We start from the raw sequence: 19,206 nt of genomic DNA on the forward strand, positions 1-19,206 counted from the left end.
TTTTAGTTTTTTTAGTTGAATAGATAGAGGAAAAGTGCTTAGGAAACAAATAAGAATTTATACTTATTAATGCTTTTGGCTATTACCAAAATATCAATAAATAATCCCTCAAACCTGTTCGATAGGTTTTTCCAAATACCTAAATATATTGTTTTTGATGAAGATATAAATACTTTGAAAAGTATGATTTTGATGAATGGTTAAATAAAGAAGGTGAATGGCTGACAATTCAGACCATCCACCTTCTATTAACTATACAGCATCAGATAAACTACTGAAGGTAAAGTCTCTTATTTTTAATGGAGGAACCAAACTACCTCCTACACGCATCGGAGCACCCATTGCTTCTAAATTATTAAGCATAATTACTGGGCTTTCGTTGAAACGGAAATTTTTGATTGGATACTTAATTTTTCCTTTCTCTATGTAAAAAGTACCGTCACGTGTAAGTCCTGTATACAATAATGTTTGAGGATCAACGGCACGGATATACCAGAAACGAGTAACCAAAATGCCTTTTTCAGTGCCTTTAATCAAGTCAGCTAATGATTCTGAACCGCCAGCCATGATAAATCCTGATGGTGGTGGTGTAGCTTTCACCCCTTTTTTCTCTGCCCAGTATCTTGAATAAGTTAGGTTTTTAACTACGCCATTTTCTATCCAATAGATTTTTTCTTGTGGACGACCATCACCCGAAAACCCTGCTTTAGGAATTTCAATATTAGCTGGGTCTGAAAAAATACTTACTCTTTCGTCAAACAATTTTTCTCCTAGACGTATACCCCCGCCTTTTTTACTCAAGAAACTTCTTCCTTCGTCTGCACTTCTGGCATCCAAACTTCGCATCATGTTTTGCAATAAATCAATCGATGCCGCAGGTTCAAGGATTACAGTATATTTTCCTGGTTCTAATGCCTTTGCTGAACTTGAAGCCAATGCTTTTTGCATGGCTACTTCAGTAGCCGATTTTGTATTCAGTTTTGAAGCATCGTTGAAATCACGAATCGCATAACCAGAACCTAAACCATCTGCTGTACGAACTGTAATTGAAAAGTCGATGGAAGTAGATTTGTTATAACCAAAAAGTCCTTTGCTATTGCCAATGGCATTGAAACCCGAAGAGTCTTCTAAATACCCTGCGGCTGTCAAATTCTTTTTAGAGCATGGATCAATGCTTTCAAAAGCAGCTTTTGCACGGTAATCAGGGTCAATACTTGCTGTACTTTGTGAAAACGTACCAGATTCTATGTATTTCTGTGGACCGAGCATCGGTACATATTCAGGGTTTTCTGGTGCCAATTTGGCTATTTCCTCTGCTCTTCTAACAGTTTTTTCTAATGATTTATCATCAAATTCATTGATGGTTGCTGTACCAGCGCGTTTGCCAAATACTGCTGTTACTGCCAAAGAGAGGTCTAGTGACTCCCCACTTGTAGAAACAGAATTTCGAGCATAACGAATATTTCCTGTGCGACTTCCACTTAGTGCCACACTCATTTCATCAGCTTTTGAAAATGCCAAAACTTTGTCTATTATCTTTTTAGCTTCTTCTTTTGTTAATATAATTGACATTTTTTTTCGAGATTAAGTTGAAAGCTGTAAGCTTCGAGCAATGAGCTTTGAGTTTTAAAATCTCGTAGCTGATAGCTCATGGCTCATAGCTGAACTAAACTATATTTTACGTCCTGTGTTAATCACATTTACACCGTTGAAACGAGTCGTGGCACTTCCATGCGAAACAGCACTTACTTGCGAAGGCTGCCCTTTCCCGTCAAAGAACGAACCGAATGTACGATAATCGTCTTTATCACAAATCTGTGCGCAAGAATTCCAGAACTCTTGTGTATTTGATTGATAAGCTACGTCATCTAACATTCCTACAATCTCTCCGTTTTTGATTTCATAGAATAACTGACCCCCAAATTGGAAATTATAACGTTGTTGGTCGATAGAATATGAACCACGACCAATGATATAAATACCTTTTTCAACGCCCTTAATCATGTCAAAAACACTCAACTTTTCTTTACCAGGACGTAAAGACACATTTGGCATTCTTTGGAATTGTACCGAGTTCCAGTTGTCGGCATAACAACAACCGTGCGATGCATTTTCTCCTAGAATATTTACTTGGTCACGTATAGCTTGGTAGTTTACCAAAATTCCATCCTTAATCAAATCCCATTCTTTACAAGGTACGCCTTCGTCATCATACCCTACTGTACCCAACGTATATGGCTGTGTCTTGTCAGCTACAATATTCACTTGTTTGCTACCATAATTGAAAGACTTCGTTTTCCATTTATCTAATGTTGCAAAGCTAGTTCCTGCATAATTGGCTTCGTAGCCCAATACACGGTCAAGCTCAGTTGGGTGACCTACCGACTCGTGAATAGTCAAACCTAAGTGGTTAGGGTCAAGTACTAAATCATACTTACCAGCCAATACCGATTTAGCCGTCATTTTTTCTTTAGCTTGCTTAGCTGCCATGATAGCATCTTCTACCATGTCGTAAGAATTACGATACCCTATTAAGCCGTTTGGTGCAGCAATTTTTTCGCTTGCTAAGCCATCTAAATATTCATAACCCATACCCATCGGTGAACTAATGGCATCACGTGTTTTGAATTTACCAGCTGCTTTATCAACCGCAGTTACAGTAAAAGTCGGCCAGATACGGTGTACATCTTGGTCAATATAAGAGCCATCTGAAGATGCAAAATATTTTTGCTCGTTCACTAAAAACAGATTGGAAGTAACAAATCCTGCACCATTTTTCAGGGCTTCGCTGTTTACTTTCATCAACAAATCTATTTTTTCTTGAACAGGTACTTCAAATGCATTTTTCTGGATAGGTGTTTTCCATGAAACCTCACCAACACCTTTTTGTGGAGCAAGAATTACAGGCTCTTTCTGGATTTTAGCATTCGCTTTAGCAATGGCTACCGCTGTTTCTGCACATTTGGCAATACCTTCGGGTGTAACATCACTTGTTGCGGAAAAACCCCAAGTTCCGTTAGCAATTACACGGATACCCACGCCATACGATTCAGCATTGACAATGTTCTGAACTTTGTTTTCACGGGTAAACAAGAATTGTTGTAAATATCTACCGATTCGAACGTCGGTATAAGTAGCACCACGAGATTTGGTAGCATTCAAAGCGATGTCTGCCATTCTTTTTTTAAAGGCTACATCTGCAGCAGGTTCTAGCAAACGTTCTGCTGTAACCATATTTCCCAAAACAGGAACGGACGAGCCCATCATGGTTCCTAAGCCCATACCAGATAATTGGATAAAATCCCTTCTATTCATATTGGGGTTTGTTGATTGAAGTTAAAATTAAATGAGGTAAAAATCGTGATAAAATAGACTATTTAACCCTGTTCTAAAAAATGGATAAAACAGTACAATCTAAAAATAGTAAATAAAAACGCAAAAACCATCTCTTTATTCGACAAAAAGCTAAAGTTTATCGACATCTGTTTGCGATTTTATTTAATTTGGCAAAAAACACCATTTTCAGAACAAAAATTTGTCTTTCAAGTTTTCAAGAAAACATCTAGTAAATGATCTTAATAAACCACCTTTTAAAATGATGCTCTTCTTTCAAAGAACATACTATTGATTAATTATTTTAGTAAATCATTTGGATATTTGAAATCAATAAATCAACTTTGCCTATCGAAATGATAGACTTATATTTATTAGCCACCAATAAATATAACCATAACCAAATTTAAATTATTTGAAATGACCTTACAACGAGTAAAGATTAATCAAAGAAGGGAAAAATCTTTCCCTCAAAAAGTGGCATACTCCAATTTATTCACTTCTTGCTGTTGTTGCAATTAAGCAAAATACTACAACTCTTTTAAATAGCTGACTTATTCATCTTATTCATAAATGATGTGTCGATTCTCCATGTCATCTATAAAATCTTGTGATTAAAAAAATACTGTTAAATTGATAGGATTTAGTCCTATAGAAAAAATAGATTATTAATATTCATGAAAATTAAACAAATACTCTTACTAAGTCTTTTCTCGCTAAGTTTTGCCTCGTTTAGTCAAAATAAGAAAAGTAACACCCCTCCGAATATCATTTTAATTATGGTAGATGATATGGGTTATTCAGATATCGGAGCTTATGGCTCAGAAATCAGCACACCTAATATCGACAAATTAGCCTTTGAAGGTTTACGCTTGAAGGAATTTTATAATAATTCTATTTGTGCTCCTACGCGTGCTTCATTAATTACGGGTCAATATCCACATAAGGCAGGCTTAGGCTATTTTAATGTCAATTTGGGTTTGCCTGCTTACCAAGGCTTTTTAAATAAAGAGTCTCTGACTTTTGGGGAAGTACTTAAAACAGCAGGATACAACACTTTTCTTTCTGGCAAATGGCACGTAGGCAACGATAGTTTGTATTGGCCCAACCAGAGAGGGTTTGATAAATTCTATGGCTTCATCGGCGGTGCTAGTAATTTTTATGCCGACGCAAAAGATGCGCCAGTGGAATTGGTAGAAAATAATAAAAGAATCACATTAAAAGATGGAGAATATCTGACCAATACCATTACAGATAAAGCGCTGTCATTTATTGAAGAACAAAACAAGACTTCTAAACCGTTTTTCTTGTATTTAGCTTTTAACGCTCCGCATTGGCCTCTACAAGCTTTACCAGAAGACATTGCCAAATACCGTGGCAAATATAAATTAGGGTGGGATTCTCTAAAAGTCATTCGTCATGCTAAACAAGTACAATTAGGATTGGTAGACCCTAAACAACCTATTGCTACACGTGATGAAGAAGTGCCTAGTTGGGATGCCTTTACGTATGATGAGCAACAATTATGGCAAAAGAAAATGGAAGTATATGCCGCCATGCTCGACCGTGTTGATCAAAATGTAGGAAGAGTATTAGCCAAATTAAAAGAGCTTAAAAAGGATGAAAATACATTAATCATTTTTATTTCCGACAATGGTGCTCAGGGTGGTTTTTCTCCTTTAGGTAGAAAACGTTCTAGAAATTCTGGCCCTATTGGGTCGTCAGGTTCTTATGAATACCAAGACCAAAGTTGGGCTTCATTATCTAATACACCATTTCGTTCTTACAAAAACAATTTCCATGAAGGCGGTATCAGTTCTCCATTCATAGCTTGGTTTCCTAAAAAAATCAAAGCTGGGGGTATCGCTCGTGGTACAGGACATTTAATCGATTTAGCTCCTACTTTTTATGATGTAGCAGGTGCAAAATATCCAGAAAATTATAATGGTGTAAAAACCAATGCTTTAGCAGGTGTCAGCTTGAAAAAGTTATTATTTGAAGGTACAGAAGTAAATCGTGAACAACCCATCTTCTGGGAACGTGGTGGTAACAGAGCCGTAAGAAAAGGAAAATGGAAATTGGTTTCTACTTACCCGCAAACAAATTGGGAATTGTTCGATGTAGATACTGACCGTGCCGAAACAACCGATTTGGCAACAAAAAATCCTGATATAGTAAAAGCATTAATTGCCGACTATGAAGCATGGACAAAGAAAAATAATGTAGAAAATTATGATAAAATAAAGCCTGCGGTTCAAATCGGAAATGGAACGAGGTTTTAAGAAGCTGTGAGCTTTTAGCATTGAGTATTTTACTACAAATATTAAAATATCTTAGGCGTTAGCAGTTTCCGAAATTCCACTGTTTGAGCGGAGCGAGTTTGGAATTTCTTGACTTTCTTTTGTTACTTTTCTTGTGTCAAGACAAGAAAAGTAAGGCCTACATGAGGAAAAATCTTTTTATAGGCATTTGTTAAGGGTTTTAAATATTCTCGCTCACTTACAAATTTTAAAGACGATAAATTAGCATAATCATTCTTATGAAAAATAAAGCATTTACTTGGATAGGGATTTTATTTGCCTTGAGCCTATCTACTCAATATACTTTTGCCCAAAACAAAAAGCCCAATATTATTTTAGTAATGGTAGACGATATGGGTTATTCTGACCTTGGTGCGTATGGTTCAGAAATCAATACACCTAATATCGATAAACTGGCTTTTGAAGGTATCAGACTTAAAGAATTTTACAATAATTCTATCTGTGCTCCTACACGTGCGTCATTGATTACGGGACAATACCCTCATAAAGCTGGAGTTGGCTATTTTGATATAGATTTAGGCTCGCCTCCTTACCAAGGTTTTTTAAACAAAGAATCATTGACTTTCGGAGAGGTACTTAAAACAGCGGGCTATAATACTTATCTTTCTGGCAAATGGCACGTTGGTAAAGACAAATCAGTATGGCCTACCCAAAGAGGCTTTGATCAGTTTTATGGTATTTTAGGTGGTGGCGCTAATTATTTTGATGCGGAAGATATTCCACTTGGACGACCATATCCTGTAAGCTTGATTGAAAATAATCAACAGATTCATCCAAAACCAAACTCATATTATTTTACGGATGAAGTTACGAATCATGCTATAAAATTCATTAGCGAGCCCGCTAACCAAGAAAAGCCTTTCTTTTTATACTTAGCCTATACGGCACCACATTGGCCATTACAAGCTTTGCCAGAAGACATTGCTAAGTATAAAGGCAAATACGATTTGGGGTGGGATGCTCTCAGGAAGAATCGCTTGGCTAAATTAAAATCATTAGGCATTCTAGACGAAAAACAAACCATTGCCGAAAAAGATGTAGAAATTCCTGAATGGGATAATTTAACCTATGATGAAAAAGAACTTTGGAAAGCCAAAATGGAAGTGTACGCTGCCATGTTAGACAGAGTGGATCAAGGCATCGGGAAGTTAATCGCAAGTCTGAAGGCACTTAAACAAGATGAAAACACTTTAATTGTTTTTATTTCTGATAATGGTGCTCCTGCGGAAGATGTAGCACATTTGGGCAATAAAGTAGGCAAAAATGCTGGTCCTGTAGGAACTTCTGGCTCATTTGAATCCCAAGGTAAAAACTGGTCATTCTTATCGAATTCACCTTTTCGTTCATTCAAATCTTTTGCTTTCGAAGGAGGTATCAGTTCTCCATTTATCGCATGGTTTCCAAAGAAAATAAAATCGGGTACTATCAGCAAAGGCACTGCACACTTAATTGACTTAGCACCTACTTTTTACGAATTGGCAGAAGCTAAATATCCTGAAACATTTAATGGGGTAAAAACCAATCAATTACCGGGAAAAAGTTTGACAGGGCTGCTTTTTGACAACAAGGAAATACAACGTGAAGAAGGTATTTTCTGGGAAAGAGCAGGCAACAGAGCCGTAAGAAAAGGCAAATGGAAATTAGTTTCTATTTATCCTTCTTATCAATGGCAATTGTTTGATTTAGATAAAGACAGAGGCGAAACGCAGAATGTAGCAGCCAAAAATCCATTGATAGTAGATGCGCTTTCTAATGACTATTTCAAATGGGCTGCCGCCAATGGGGTAGTAGATTATGATACTATTAAACCAAGTGCTCCGCTTTTACCAGTTAGAAAAAACAAATAATAAATGAAGCGGTGAGTTTTGGGTGTGAAATTTAAAAGTACTTTTGTAAAGTAATCTCAAAGCTTAATATTCAATGCTAAAAAGCTACTATTCAACATGAGAAAAATAATTTATACCGCTTTAGGAGTGAGTGGTTTTGCTTGGCTAATGCTCCAAAGCAATGCCCAGACTGTTCAACAAAAACCTGCTACTGGAGATAAAATTGCCGTTTGCAAAGTAAAAAGTCCAACTTTTGTTAAAAATAAATTTGCTTCTGATAAAACCAATGTTACGACAGGCAAGGCATTAAGCTATCAAAATATGGTAGAAATTGCGGGAGGGACATTTACGATGGGTACTGATGAATATCCAGATGCGCAACCTAAACATGCGGTAACTATAAAAAGTTTTTTGATGGACGAGCATGAGGTAACCAATGCTGAATTTGCAAAATTTATAAAAGCTACTGGCTATAAAACAGTAGCGGAACGTCCTTTAGACCCAGCAGATTATCCAGGAGTACCGATTGATAAATTGGTAGCAGGCTCAGCCGTCTTTACTCCTCCTACTGAAAATGTAGGATTGGATAATCACCTTCAATGGTGGGATTATGTGGCTGGTGCTAACTGGCAACATCCTAAAGGTCCTTCGAGTACTATAAAAGGACATGAAAATGAACCAGTTGTACAGGTTTGTTATGAAGATGCGCTAGCTTATGCTAAATGGGCAGGTAAGCGATTGCCTACTGAAGCTGAATGGGAATTTGCTGCAAGAGGGGGAAAAACTGCTAGTAAATATTATTGGGGAAATGTATTAAAGCCTAATAATAAATGGATTGCTAATATTTTTCAAGGGAATTTTCCGAGTGGAAATACGTTGGAAGATGGTTATAATGATGTAGCACCCGTAAAGTCTTTCCCGAAGAATCCTTATGGATTATATGACATGGATGGAAACGTTTGGGAATGGTGTAGTGATTTGTACAGACCAGATTATTACAAGAATAGCCCGAAAGTTAATCCTAAAGGGCCAAGTTCAAGCTATGACCCTGAAGAACCCAACGTAGTAAAGCACGTGCAAAGAGGTGGCTCATTCCTATGCAGTGATCAGTATTGCATACGCTATATAGCAGGAAGTAGAGGCAAAGGAGAAACGAGTAGTGCTAGTAATAATTTAGGATTTAGATGTGTAAAAGATAAAAACTAATAATCATTGTAATATTAGAAACAATATTTGTACTTTTTGAATATTATTTTTCCATTGCATTGATTATCAGTAAATTAATATTTTTAGACCGAATATTTTTCTAAAAATATTTGGTTTTTTAAAAACATTAAACCATCTTTGTCTATCGAAATTATAGACTTATAATTTCACCGCAATTATCTTGTTAGCCACCAACAATGCATGATTGCCTAATTTACCATAACTTTTAATTAAGCGTTAATCACATGGAATGCTCAAAAAATAATGGTCACGACTTCACACTCAAGGTGGTTCAATCTCTTGCTTCCTTTTCTTGCTGTTGCTGTTGTTGATAGCCAAAAAATCAAATTATTTTCTTAAATAAGATTTACAGTACTTTATATGCTTTATGATTAGAGCACTTAGTATTGGTATGCTTATTCCTTACAATTATTTACATGTAACGTAAACAGATCAAAAAAAAATGAAAGCAAAACTAACAGGACTTTTCCTTTTATTAGGTACGCTTGCAAGCCAAGCCCAAGATAATAAAGTAAGTTTAGGCGGAACTCGCTTTACCTATCCCCTTATCGAAAAATGGATTACTGAGTATAAAAAGATATATCCTAAAGCGGATGTACAATTAGCAAAAAATGTTGGTGAATCTGTTACCATTCAGATCATCGCATATCATGCTGAACCAACTGCCTTTGGTGATGACAAAGAAATTACTCCCGTAAGCAGATTTGCCTTATTACCCGTTGGTAATGAAAAGACTCCTTTAGCTCAGAACTTAGCAAAGAAAGGTGTTAAGAAAGAAGAATTGAAAAAATACTTCTTAGAAGACCCTGAAGATGCACTTGAACAAGACAAAGACGCTCCGAAATATCAAGTATATACGCGTGCTAGCAAAGTTTGTTCTTCAATTTCTTTCGCTAGTTACTTAGGAGACGATGCTGAAAACATTGTAGGAAAAGGAATTACGGGTGATGACAAAAATCTATTAGAAGCTATTAAACGTGACCCACTAGGCATTACGTATAATAACCTAGGTTACTTGTATGATTTACAAACAAGACAGCCTTTGAAAGACTTTACTATCTTCCCGATTGATTTAAACAACAATGGAAAATTAGATAAAGAAGAACAAATTTATGGCAACTTAGATTTGCTTATTTCTTTCCTTGAAAAAAACCCTACCAGCAAAGCTATTCCTACAGAAAACGTCTATTTTATCACGCATAAAAATGCTGAAAATGAAGAATTGAAGCGTTTTGTGAACTGGACAAAACACGAAGGACAAGCTTATGTCAAAGAATTAGGCTTTGTAGGCTTGAATGATGCAAATGATAATAAAAGTGCTTTTGTAGAATCAAACAATTCATTTAAAAGCAAAAACTAGCCTTTTCGTTGTCTTACTTCTTTTCATATCGCTACATCAGCCTATTTTAGGCTGATGTAGTTGAACCTAACTTATACTCAGATGATGACTCTTCAAGATTTTAGCACTATTGGGAAAAAAGTGCTTATCAGTATCCTTGTATTCTTAATTCCAGTGACTATCCTAACAGGAGGTATTCTATTGATAGAACATTTATTAAATTAATCAGCCATTTCCTAAAATCACTCAAAATGACCTTAGAAAAAAGTCTTGCTCGTAAAATTTTTCGAGACTCATTAGTTAGTCTATTCATTTATGCTCTCCCTGTTATTTTACTTTGGGGATGGTTTTATTATAAAGGTGAAAGACCTTGGCTTAATAAAGTAAAAAACACCACAAGTACTTCGGCAAGTGCCAAGGAATAGATAGAGATATGAAGACATGAGATGCTAGACGCTAGACAAAAGATATAAATAATATTTAATCATTGAAAATATTTTGGTTCGTTCCAGATTTCTTGTAATAAGTAAATATTCTCGCCTTTTAATCTATTAAATCTATGTGTTAATATGACTAAACATTTACCTTAAAAATAACAAATAATATGGTACATTTTATCGAAGCAATTTTTAAAAACCTTAACGGTTGGGGACTTACAGCACTAACATTTATTTTAGGCTTTGCAGAATTCTCATTGGGCTTATATGGCAAAAAATGGAATAATAATGAAAAACTATTAGACATCGCTTGCTATACATTACCCAAATTAGTAGTTGGTCCAGTTGTCGCATATTTTGGTTTGAAAATATTGCCATTTGTTTTACCTCATGCTAAAAACGAATTCACTTGGATTCCCTTCGTTTTCGGTGCGTTAATTATTACGATTTATGATGATTTAACACAATATTGGTATCATCGTTTACACCACCAAGTACCCTTTATGTGGCGTTTTCATCGTACCCACCATTCTGCCCCATACATGGGTATGGCTATGGCTTCGAGACAAAATATTATTTACACGATTTTCTTTTCTCAGTCGTATGTAACTACCGTTTTGGTTTACTTAGGCTTGGGATATCCAGCCTTATTCGTAAAAGGGCTGAAATCGTTGATTACGAAATTGGCTCACTCAAGTATTAAATGGGATAAGCCATTTTATGAAAACAGATGGTTACATCCTGTAGCATGGGTATTAGAACGTACTATTTCAACACCTGCTACTCACCATGCACACCATGCTGATTCTACAGATGATGGTGTTGGTCATTACAAAGGAAACTTCGGGAATATGTTCTTTTTATGGGATATTATTTTCGGTACGGCACTCATTACCCGACAATATCCAGCAGCTTATGGTATTAAAAACTATCAAAGTGAAGAATGGTATGCACAGTTATTGTGGCCAATTTTAAAATCTAAAAAAGAAGGAAGTGAATTATCAGCTAATGGACCAGAAGTGGCAGACGAAGAACCAATACCAGTACCAGTAGCATTAGAATACGCTTAATTGATAATCGTTATTCAAATCATAAATCCATAAAAATGATTAAGACCTTAAAATTTATCGTACTATCACTAGTACTGAGTACTACTGTATTGGCACAGAAAAGCGATACAGAGACAAAAAATTTAGTTTCAGCAGATGTTTTTGCTTCAAAAATTCAGCAACAAACAAAGCCACAGATTATTGATGCCAGAAGTGCAGAAGAGTTTACTCAAAACCATATCAATGGCGCAACGAATCTAGTTCCTCAAGATGCATCTTTTATTGAAAAGCTTAACCCTAGCCAACCAGTGTTTGTTTATTCAATCGCTAATGGCAGAAGTGTAGTATTTGCGAAAGATTTAGCCAATAAAGGTTTCAAAGAAGTGTACGTATTGGATGGTGGCATTGGTGCATGGGTAGGACAAGGTAAAACTGTTTTTACAACTGCTAAAAAAGGATTAACTATCAATGATTTCAACAATATTTTAGCCTCTAACAAACTTGTTTTAGTAGATGTTGGGTCAAGATATTGTGGGTCATGTAAAAAGGTAAAGCCAGTATTGGAAACCTTAAGAAAAGAGCATGGTGATGCATTGAAAATTGTGGAAATAGAGCTAGAAGAAAGCCCACAATTAATTGCATCCTTGAAGAAGGTTACTTCATTTCCTTATCTGATTCTATATAAACAAGGAAAAGTGACTTTTGAAAAAAGTGGAATTGCTGAATTGAAAGGTGTTTTGGATACTGCTCTGGCACAAGCCTTGTAGTATTTTCTTAAATCATCGGATAGGTAGTAATTGCTATATCCGATGATTAAATTTTATTAAAATCAAATAACCCTTACTGTTACCCCCCAGTCTTCATTTTGTATAAATGAAACCCTTTAATAGTATATATAATCCATAGAATAAAAATGAAAAACAAATTACTAAAATTAATTTTTATGTTGATGTTAGCTTTCATCTCGATGAAGGCTCAATCTCAACAATTGACAGGAAAAATTATTGATTCCAGAACGAAAGAACCAATCATAGGAGCTGCAATAGCCATAAAGGGAACCTCGATAGGGGTAACTACAGATGTCAATGGTAAATTTATCCTCAAAACCTCTCAAAAACCTCCTTTTACCGTTATTGCTACGTTTGTAGGGTATAAGAAAAAAGAAATAGAAATTATTGAATTTGAAAATCTTAACATTTCTTTGATAGAATCAAAAGGACAACGCCTTGATGAGGTAATTGTAGTTGGATACGGTACTCAGAAAAGAAGTGATATTACAGGTTCAATTGCGTCAGTACCTTTAGAAATAAAATCTCAGCCAGTGGCTTCTGTAGAACGTCTTTTACAAGGTTCTGTTGCTGGTGCAATTGTTACTCAAACCTCAGGACAGCCAGGTGGTGGTGTTAGTGTTCAAATCCGTGGTAATAACTCCATTACGGCTGGTAGTGACCCGCTATACGTAATCGATGGTTTCCCTATCAACAATGATTATTCATTGAATGATGCAGGTGTAACCAATGGTTCAAAAATCAACCCATTGTCATCCATTAATACTGCTGATATAGAATCAATTGATGTATTAAAAGATGCCTCTGCTACTGCCATTTATGGTTCACGTGGTGCTAATGGAGTTGTGATTGTAACTACTAAAAATGGCTCAAAAGGAAAATCTTCTATTAACTATGATGCTTATTATGGTGTTCAAGAAGTAATCAGAACATTACCTGTTTTGAATGCAAGAGATTGGTGGTCACTTAGAAAAGATGCTGCTAAAAACTCAGGTAAGACAACTTCTTTACCTTCGGTTACAGGTTATTCTTTAGATACTTCGGGTGTTGGGACAGACTGGCAAGCAGCCGCTTTCAGAAAAGCTGCTATCCAAAGTCATAGTTTATCAATTCTTTCTGGGTCAGATAAAACAAGATTATCGATTTCAGGAAACTACTTTAAACAAGACGGTGTACTTCAAAATACTGACTTCATCCGCTACTCTGGTAGATTTGGCTTAGACCATGACTATAGCAAACGTTTTAAAATCACGTCGAGCTTATCAGTAAGTAATACTAAATCACAAGTAGCACCAGCGGCTATTGTAGCTAATTTACTACTTACTCCTCCGTCATTACCAGTTTATAAGGACGATGGTACTTTTGTGGTAAACAGCCCGTTTGAGTCAGGCTTACAAAACCCAATTAACTCTTTATACAATCAATTAAACGAAACGATTACCAATCGTATTTTAGGAAACGTAGCAGGTGAATATACGCTTGCTGATGGTTTGAAGGCAAAGGTATTATTTGGTATTGACATCGTTGATAACAAACAAAATCGTTATTTACCAAGTAGCACAGCAGAAGGTTTAGCACTTTCTGGTGACGCTATTGTTGGTACTGCTTTCACTAGCAACTGGTTGAATGAGAATACATTAAGCTACGATAAAGAGATTGACGCTAAAAATAAAATCAATGCTGTAGTAGGTTTCACTGCCCAGCAGTCGAAATCAAAAGGAGCAGTAGCTGAGGCCGCGGGTTTTGCGACAGATGCTTTCTCATATAATAACTTAGGCACAGGGATTACTACTAGAACGCCAAGTTCATTTGCTAGTGAATGGGCATTAGCGTCTTATTTAGGAAGAGTAAACTATGTGCATGATGATAAATATTTAGTAACGCTGACACTTCGTGCGGATGGTTCTTCAAGATTTGGAGATGGTAACAAATGGGGTTATTTCCCTTCGGCAGCCTTTGGATGGAATGTGAGCAATGAAAAATTCTTCCAAAATGTTAAAAATGTAAGCAGCTTTAAAGTAAGATTGAGTGCAGGATCAACGGGTAACCAGAATATTCCTTCATACCAATCATTGTCTCAGTTAAGCTATTTTAGATACAATTTCTCTAATACAACCGTTTCGGGTTATGCACCAAACACAGTACCTAATCCTAATTTAGGTTGGGAAAAAACCTTCCAAATTGATGGTGGTATTGATGTTGGTCTTTTCAATAATCGTATTTCGCTTGTGGCAGATTATTATTACAAAAAAACAACCGATTTGTTGTTGACAAGAACAGTACCGGGTACTTCTGGTTTATCTGATTTCTATAACGGACAAGCTTCTGTGATTTATCAAAACATCGGAGCTGTAGCCAACCAAGGATTTGAGCTATACATCAATTCACACAATATTGATAGCGATTTGAAATGGAATACTACGGTGGTATATTCTAACAACAGCAATAAAATCTTAAATCTTGGCGACGGAGTAGACCAAATAATTCCTTCTATTTCTTCTCCATCTATTGCAAAAGTAGGTTATCCTTTGGGTTCATTCATTGTGTATCAAACAGATGGTATTATTCAATCTGGTGATGCTGCACTTACTCCACAGGCTAACAAAAGTCCAGGAGGGCAAAAATACAAAGACATCAATGGCGATGGTGTAATTACACAAGCTGCTGACAGGGTTATTATTTCAAATCAACCAGCATTTACGGCAGGTTTGACAAATACTTTCAACTATAAAGGATTTGACTTAGCGATTTTCTTCCAAGCTTCAGTAGGTGGTAAAATCTATAACGCCAACAGAGCCAACCTTGAATTAGGGACGGGATATGTAAATAGTTCAACTGAATTATTAAACAGATGGACACCAACGAATACAAATACCGATGTAAAAGCGGCTTACCAAGATCCTGCTATTACGATTTCAGATCGTTTCATTGAAGATGCTACTTACTATCGTCTGAAAAACATTTCCTTGGGTTATACTATTCCTGCTAAAATCGTAAAGAAAGCGAACATCAAAAGCTTAAGAGTATATATCTCAGCACAAAATGCCGCTACTTGGACAAAATATACTGGCTATGACCCAGAAGTAAGTTTGAACGGGCAATCATTGATTAACAAAGGTATTGACTCGGGTGTATATCCAAACAATAAGTCTTATCAAGTTGGGGTATCATTATCATTCTAGCTTTCAGCTATCAGGTGTCGGCTCTCAGATTAAACTATAACATATTTATCCATTAGCCGAAAGCCGATAACTGAAATCCGAAAGCCATTTTATCATTTTAAATTAGATCATCATGAAATTATTCAAATATATAGCACTTGCCAGCATAGGATTTACGGCTAGCTCTTGCGAATCATTTTTAAAAGAAAATCCCGAGTCAATTATTTCAGAGGAACAATTTTATAAAACACAAACTGATGCCATTAATGCTGTAAACGCAGTTTACTTTTCATTAAATTCAGGAGGAAGTAGTATTCAAACGCCTTATAATACCTTGTTTAATACAGGGATGAATTTTGCAGGCGATGATGAAGACCCAGGACCAGGTGCAACCAATGCGGATGTGCGCTCGCTAGCAGTGTTGGCCCATTCATCTTCTAATCTTCGTGTATATGAATTATGGCAACAACACTACGCTGCTATTAAAAAAGCTAATGTAGCGCTAGAAAAAATTCCGTCGATTGAATTTGATGCTACGCTGAAAGCTAGATTATTAGGAGAAACCAAATTCCTAAGAGCTTTATACTATTTTAATTTAGTTCGTTTATATGGCGATGTTCCTTTGATTACTAGTTATCAAAAGTATGTTAACGCAGGAGATTATGCCATTGCTAAATCGCCTACTACGGAGGTTTATCAACAAATTGAAAAAGATTTAACAGAAGCGGCGGCGGCTCTACCAAATTCATATTCATCACCTGATGTTGGAAGAGTGACTTCAGGTGCGGCTAAGTCTTTATTAGCAAAAGTATATTTAACGAAGGCGTCTTTACCGGTTAATTTAACCCAACACTATCAAGATGCTGTTAAAAAAGCAGAAGAAGCATTATCTCCAGCCGACGGTGGTACGGGTGCTTATGGATATGATTTATTCACCAATTATGCGGATGCTTTTTTGCCTGCTTCTAAAAACGGCAAAGAGCATATTTTCTCTGCACAATTTAAATCAAATTCATTAGGTCAAGGAAATAACCAAAATCCACGTTCGATTTTGACTGCTATTCCAGGCTTAACAGGAGCTTATGCAGACATGGTTCGTTTTTATACTGTTGGCACAGATAAATTCTTTAGTGTTTATAAACTTTACCAACCTACTGACAAGAGAAAGAGAGTAACTTTTGTAACGAATTTTACTAGTCCCACAAATGGTAGAAAATACGCTTTGCCAATTGTCAACACTGCCGTACCGAATGACTCGACTCCATTCTTTAACAAAACTTGGGATCCAAACTCGTTATCACCAACCAATGAATCTGCTGCCAACGTAGCCATTATACGTTATGCTGAACTATTATTGATTCATGCAGAAGCTGAAAATGAATTGAACGGTCCGACGACAAAAGCATATAAGTCTTTGAATAAAGTAAGAAACAGAGCAGGCTTACCCAACTTAGCAGAAGGATTGACAAAAGACCAATTCCGCGAAGCCTTATACCTTGACCGTCGTTTAGAATTAGTGTTCGAATACCAACGTTGGTTCGACTTGATTCGCCAAAAAGATGGTTCAGGAAAAAGTACCTTCGTAACCAACTTACATAAAGTAGGTAAAACAAATGCGGCAGACAAGCATCGTTTGTTTCCAATCCCACAGTCAGAGATTGACAACAATCCAAAGTTAGAGCAAAACACGCTTTGGAAATAATTAATATTAAGTGAGTTGTGGATGAATAAAATAACTATTCTTCCATAACTCACAAATTGCTGACTCATCCTTAAAAACTTTTGATTTCATTCATTTATGCAAAAGAATATCATTATTGGTTTACTGTTCTCAGTAACACTTTTCTCATTTGTTAAGAAAACTTTTGATGGAAAAGGCACACACGAAAGTAATCCAGACGTAAAAAAAGAGGTATTTAAAGTATTAGACGACTATATGAATACCTTCAACGCCAAAGATGCAAAGGCTTGGCAGGCTACTTATCATTTTCCACATTATCGCTTAGCAAGTGGCAAAATGTCGGTATTAGAAAAAGCAGGCATTTTAGATTCAACGGTATTTATACAACTTGGTAAAACGGGCTGGCATCATAGCAAATGGAACCATAGAAATATCATTCAGGCATCCGATGACAAAGTACATGTGGATACACAATTTTCACGCTACCGTGCTGATGGTTCATTGATTCAAACATACGAATCTTTGTATGTTGTCACTAAAGAAAATGGGAAATGGGGCGTAAAATTACGTTCAAGTTTTGCTGAATAATTCCTACTTAAAAGTTATCATGAGATTTTCAATTAAAAATATCCTTGCTTTTTCGCTCAGCATATTATCCACTTCGGTTTTAATGGCTCAAAATGCTCCTAGCAAAAAACCAAATTTTGTTATCATTATGGCCGACGATTTGGGTTATGGAGATATCGGTACATTTGGAGCAAAGGATATACGCACGCCCAATATTGATAAATTAGCCACGAATGGCTTGAAATTTACGTCTTTCTATTCAACTTCGCCCGTTTGTAGTCCTTCACGATTTGGTTTATTAACAGGTCGTTATCCTCGTCGTCAGGGAATAGATGGTGTATTTTTCCCAGAAAGTTTCAACGGTATTCCTAAAGAAGAACTAACTATTGCCGAAGCCCTGAAAACCAAAGGTTATTCAACAGGAATTGTTGGGAAATGGCATTTAGGACATCATCGCCAATTTTTACCGCTACAAAATGGCTTTGATGAATACTTTGGCATTCCTTATAGCAACGATATGCAAGGAACTGCTTACTTGCGTGGCAATGATGTAGTTCAATACAATATTGACCAACATTTTACTACCAAAACGTATACTGATGAAGCAATAAGTTTCATTGAGAAACACAAAAAAGATCCCTTCTTTCTCTATTTACCGCATACTATGCCACATTTGCCTTTATACGCCTCGCCAGCATTTGAAGGGAAATCTCAAAGAGGACTATATGGTGACGTGATTGAAGAGTTAGATTGGAGTGTAGGACAAGTAATAGAAGCCTTGAAAAAGAATGGTATCGAAGAAAATACTTTGGTGATTTTTACTAGTGATAATGGTCCTTGGACAATCTTCGATATCGAAGGCGGTTCGGCAGGAAATTTGAGAAATGGCAAAGGTACTACTTTTGAAGGTGGACAGCGAGTACCAACTGTTTTTCAATGGCCTGCTCAAATCAAAGCTGGAAGTGTTTATGAAGACTTAGCCTTGCATTTAGATATTTTCCCTACCATCTTGAAATTAGCAGGCTATCAAACTACTTTACCTAATCCGATTGATGGTGAAGATGTTAGCCAAATTTTGACAGCCAATGGAAAAAGAAAAGGCGATGAATTTATTTATTATTCTAGCGGAAAAATAGAAGCTTTCAGAAAAGGAGATTGGAAAATAAGATTAGCACAAACAGCTTCTAAAAACTACCTAAATGGCAAAGAAGTACCTGCCACTGAACCTTTTTTATTCAACTTAAAAGAAGATGTGAGCGAAACCAATAACCTATACCAAAGCAAACCTGAAAAAGTAGCTGAGTTATTAGCAGCTTTAGACAAAAAGGTAAAAAGTATAGGTCAAACCCCTCAAACGCTTCCCCAAAGATTAGTAGCTGATGATGCCCACATTAAAAAATATTTTCAGCGTCATCCTGAATTGAAGAAGTAACAATTCATATGTTACGCAATATCCTATAGGAAGGCTTTGTTGTCA

The 19,206-nt window shown here is 36.2% G+C and carries 14 protein-coding genes; 12 read left to right on the top strand and 2 right to left on the bottom strand.

The genetic code is table 11. The annotated features are described in order from the left end of the window. Positions 1-252: 252 nt before the first annotated feature. A complete protein-coding gene (locus tag AC07N0_RS18030; RefSeq protein ID WP_494590306.1) occupies positions 253-1,572 on the bottom strand; it encodes a TldD/PmbA family protein in 1,320 nt (439 codons plus the stop codon). 99 nt (positions 1,573-1,671) lie between these two features. After that, positions 1,672-3,315, bottom strand: a complete 1,644-nt coding sequence (locus AC07N0_RS18035; protein WP_494590307.1) for a TldD/PmbA family protein — start codon at positions 3,313-3,315, stop codon at positions 1,672-1,674. 695 nt (positions 3,316-4,010) lie between these two features. Between AC07N0_RS18035 and AC07N0_RS18040 the strand changes: the two genes are divergently transcribed. The 12 genes from AC07N0_RS18040 (at position 4,011) to AC07N0_RS18095 (ending at position 19,161) form a co-directional block, all read left to right on the top strand. Continuing rightward, on the top strand, positions 4,011-5,615 hold the full coding sequence (locus tag AC07N0_RS18040; RefSeq protein WP_494590308.1) for an arylsulfatase: 1,605 nt from the start codon (positions 4,011-4,013) through the stop codon (positions 5,613-5,615). 257 nt (positions 5,616-5,872) lie between these two features. Next, entirely contained in the window at positions 5,873-7,501 is a 1,629-nt protein-coding gene (locus AC07N0_RS18045) for an arylsulfatase (RefSeq protein ID WP_494590309.1), read from the top strand. 96 nt (positions 7,502-7,597) lie between these two features. Beyond that, a complete protein-coding gene (locus tag AC07N0_RS18050) occupies positions 7,598-8,686 on the top strand; it encodes a formylglycine-generating enzyme family protein (RefSeq protein ID WP_494590310.1) in 1,089 nt (362 codons plus the stop codon). Positions 8,687-9,149: 463 nt separating this feature from the next. Continuing rightward, a complete protein-coding gene (locus AC07N0_RS18055; RefSeq protein ID WP_494590311.1) occupies positions 9,150-10,067 on the top strand; it encodes a hypothetical protein in 918 nt (305 codons plus the stop codon). 81 nt (positions 10,068-10,148) lie between these two features. Beyond that, positions 10,149-10,271, top strand: a complete 123-nt coding sequence (locus AC07N0_RS18060; RefSeq protein ID WP_494590312.1) for a hypothetical protein — start codon at positions 10,149-10,151, stop codon at positions 10,269-10,271. Between the two features lie 26 nt (positions 10,272-10,297). Continuing rightward, on the top strand, positions 10,298-10,471 hold the full coding sequence (locus AC07N0_RS18065; protein WP_494590313.1) for a hypothetical protein: 174 nt from the start codon (positions 10,298-10,300) through the stop codon (positions 10,469-10,471). A 179-nt stretch (positions 10,472-10,650) separates the two neighbouring features. Next, the gene (locus tag AC07N0_RS18070) at positions 10,651-11,553 is read left to right on the top strand and encodes a sterol desaturase family protein (RefSeq protein WP_494590314.1); all 903 of its coding nucleotides are present in this window, start codon (positions 10,651-10,653) and stop codon (positions 11,551-11,553) included. Positions 11,554-11,588: 35 nt separating this feature from the next. After that, on the top strand, positions 11,589-12,299 hold the full coding sequence (locus AC07N0_RS18075; RefSeq protein ID WP_494590315.1) for a thioredoxin domain-containing protein: 711 nt from the start codon (positions 11,589-11,591) through the stop codon (positions 12,297-12,299). Positions 12,300-12,445: 146 nt separating this feature from the next. Continuing rightward, a complete protein-coding gene (locus tag AC07N0_RS18080) occupies positions 12,446-15,502 on the top strand; it encodes a SusC/RagA family TonB-linked outer membrane protein (protein WP_494590316.1) in 3,057 nt (1,018 codons plus the stop codon). Between the two features lie 112 nt (positions 15,503-15,614). Continuing rightward, positions 15,615-17,183: a RagB/SusD family nutrient uptake outer membrane protein gene (locus AC07N0_RS18085; protein ID WP_492803951.1), complete on the top strand. Its 1,569-nt coding sequence runs from the start codon at positions 15,615-15,617 to the stop codon at positions 17,181-17,183. A gap of 96 nt (positions 17,184-17,279) precedes the next feature. Beyond that, a complete protein-coding gene (locus AC07N0_RS18090; protein ID WP_494590317.1) occupies positions 17,280-17,750 on the top strand; it encodes a DUF6841 family protein in 471 nt (156 codons plus the stop codon). 19 nt (positions 17,751-17,769) lie between these two features. Continuing rightward, on the top strand, positions 17,770-19,161 hold the full coding sequence (locus AC07N0_RS18095) for a sulfatase family protein (RefSeq protein WP_494590318.1): 1,392 nt from the start codon (positions 17,770-17,772) through the stop codon (positions 19,159-19,161). Positions 19,162-19,206: the final 45 nt, after the last annotated feature.

It is taken from the genome of Arcicella sp. GW821-FHT09D11, assembly GCF_059416265.1.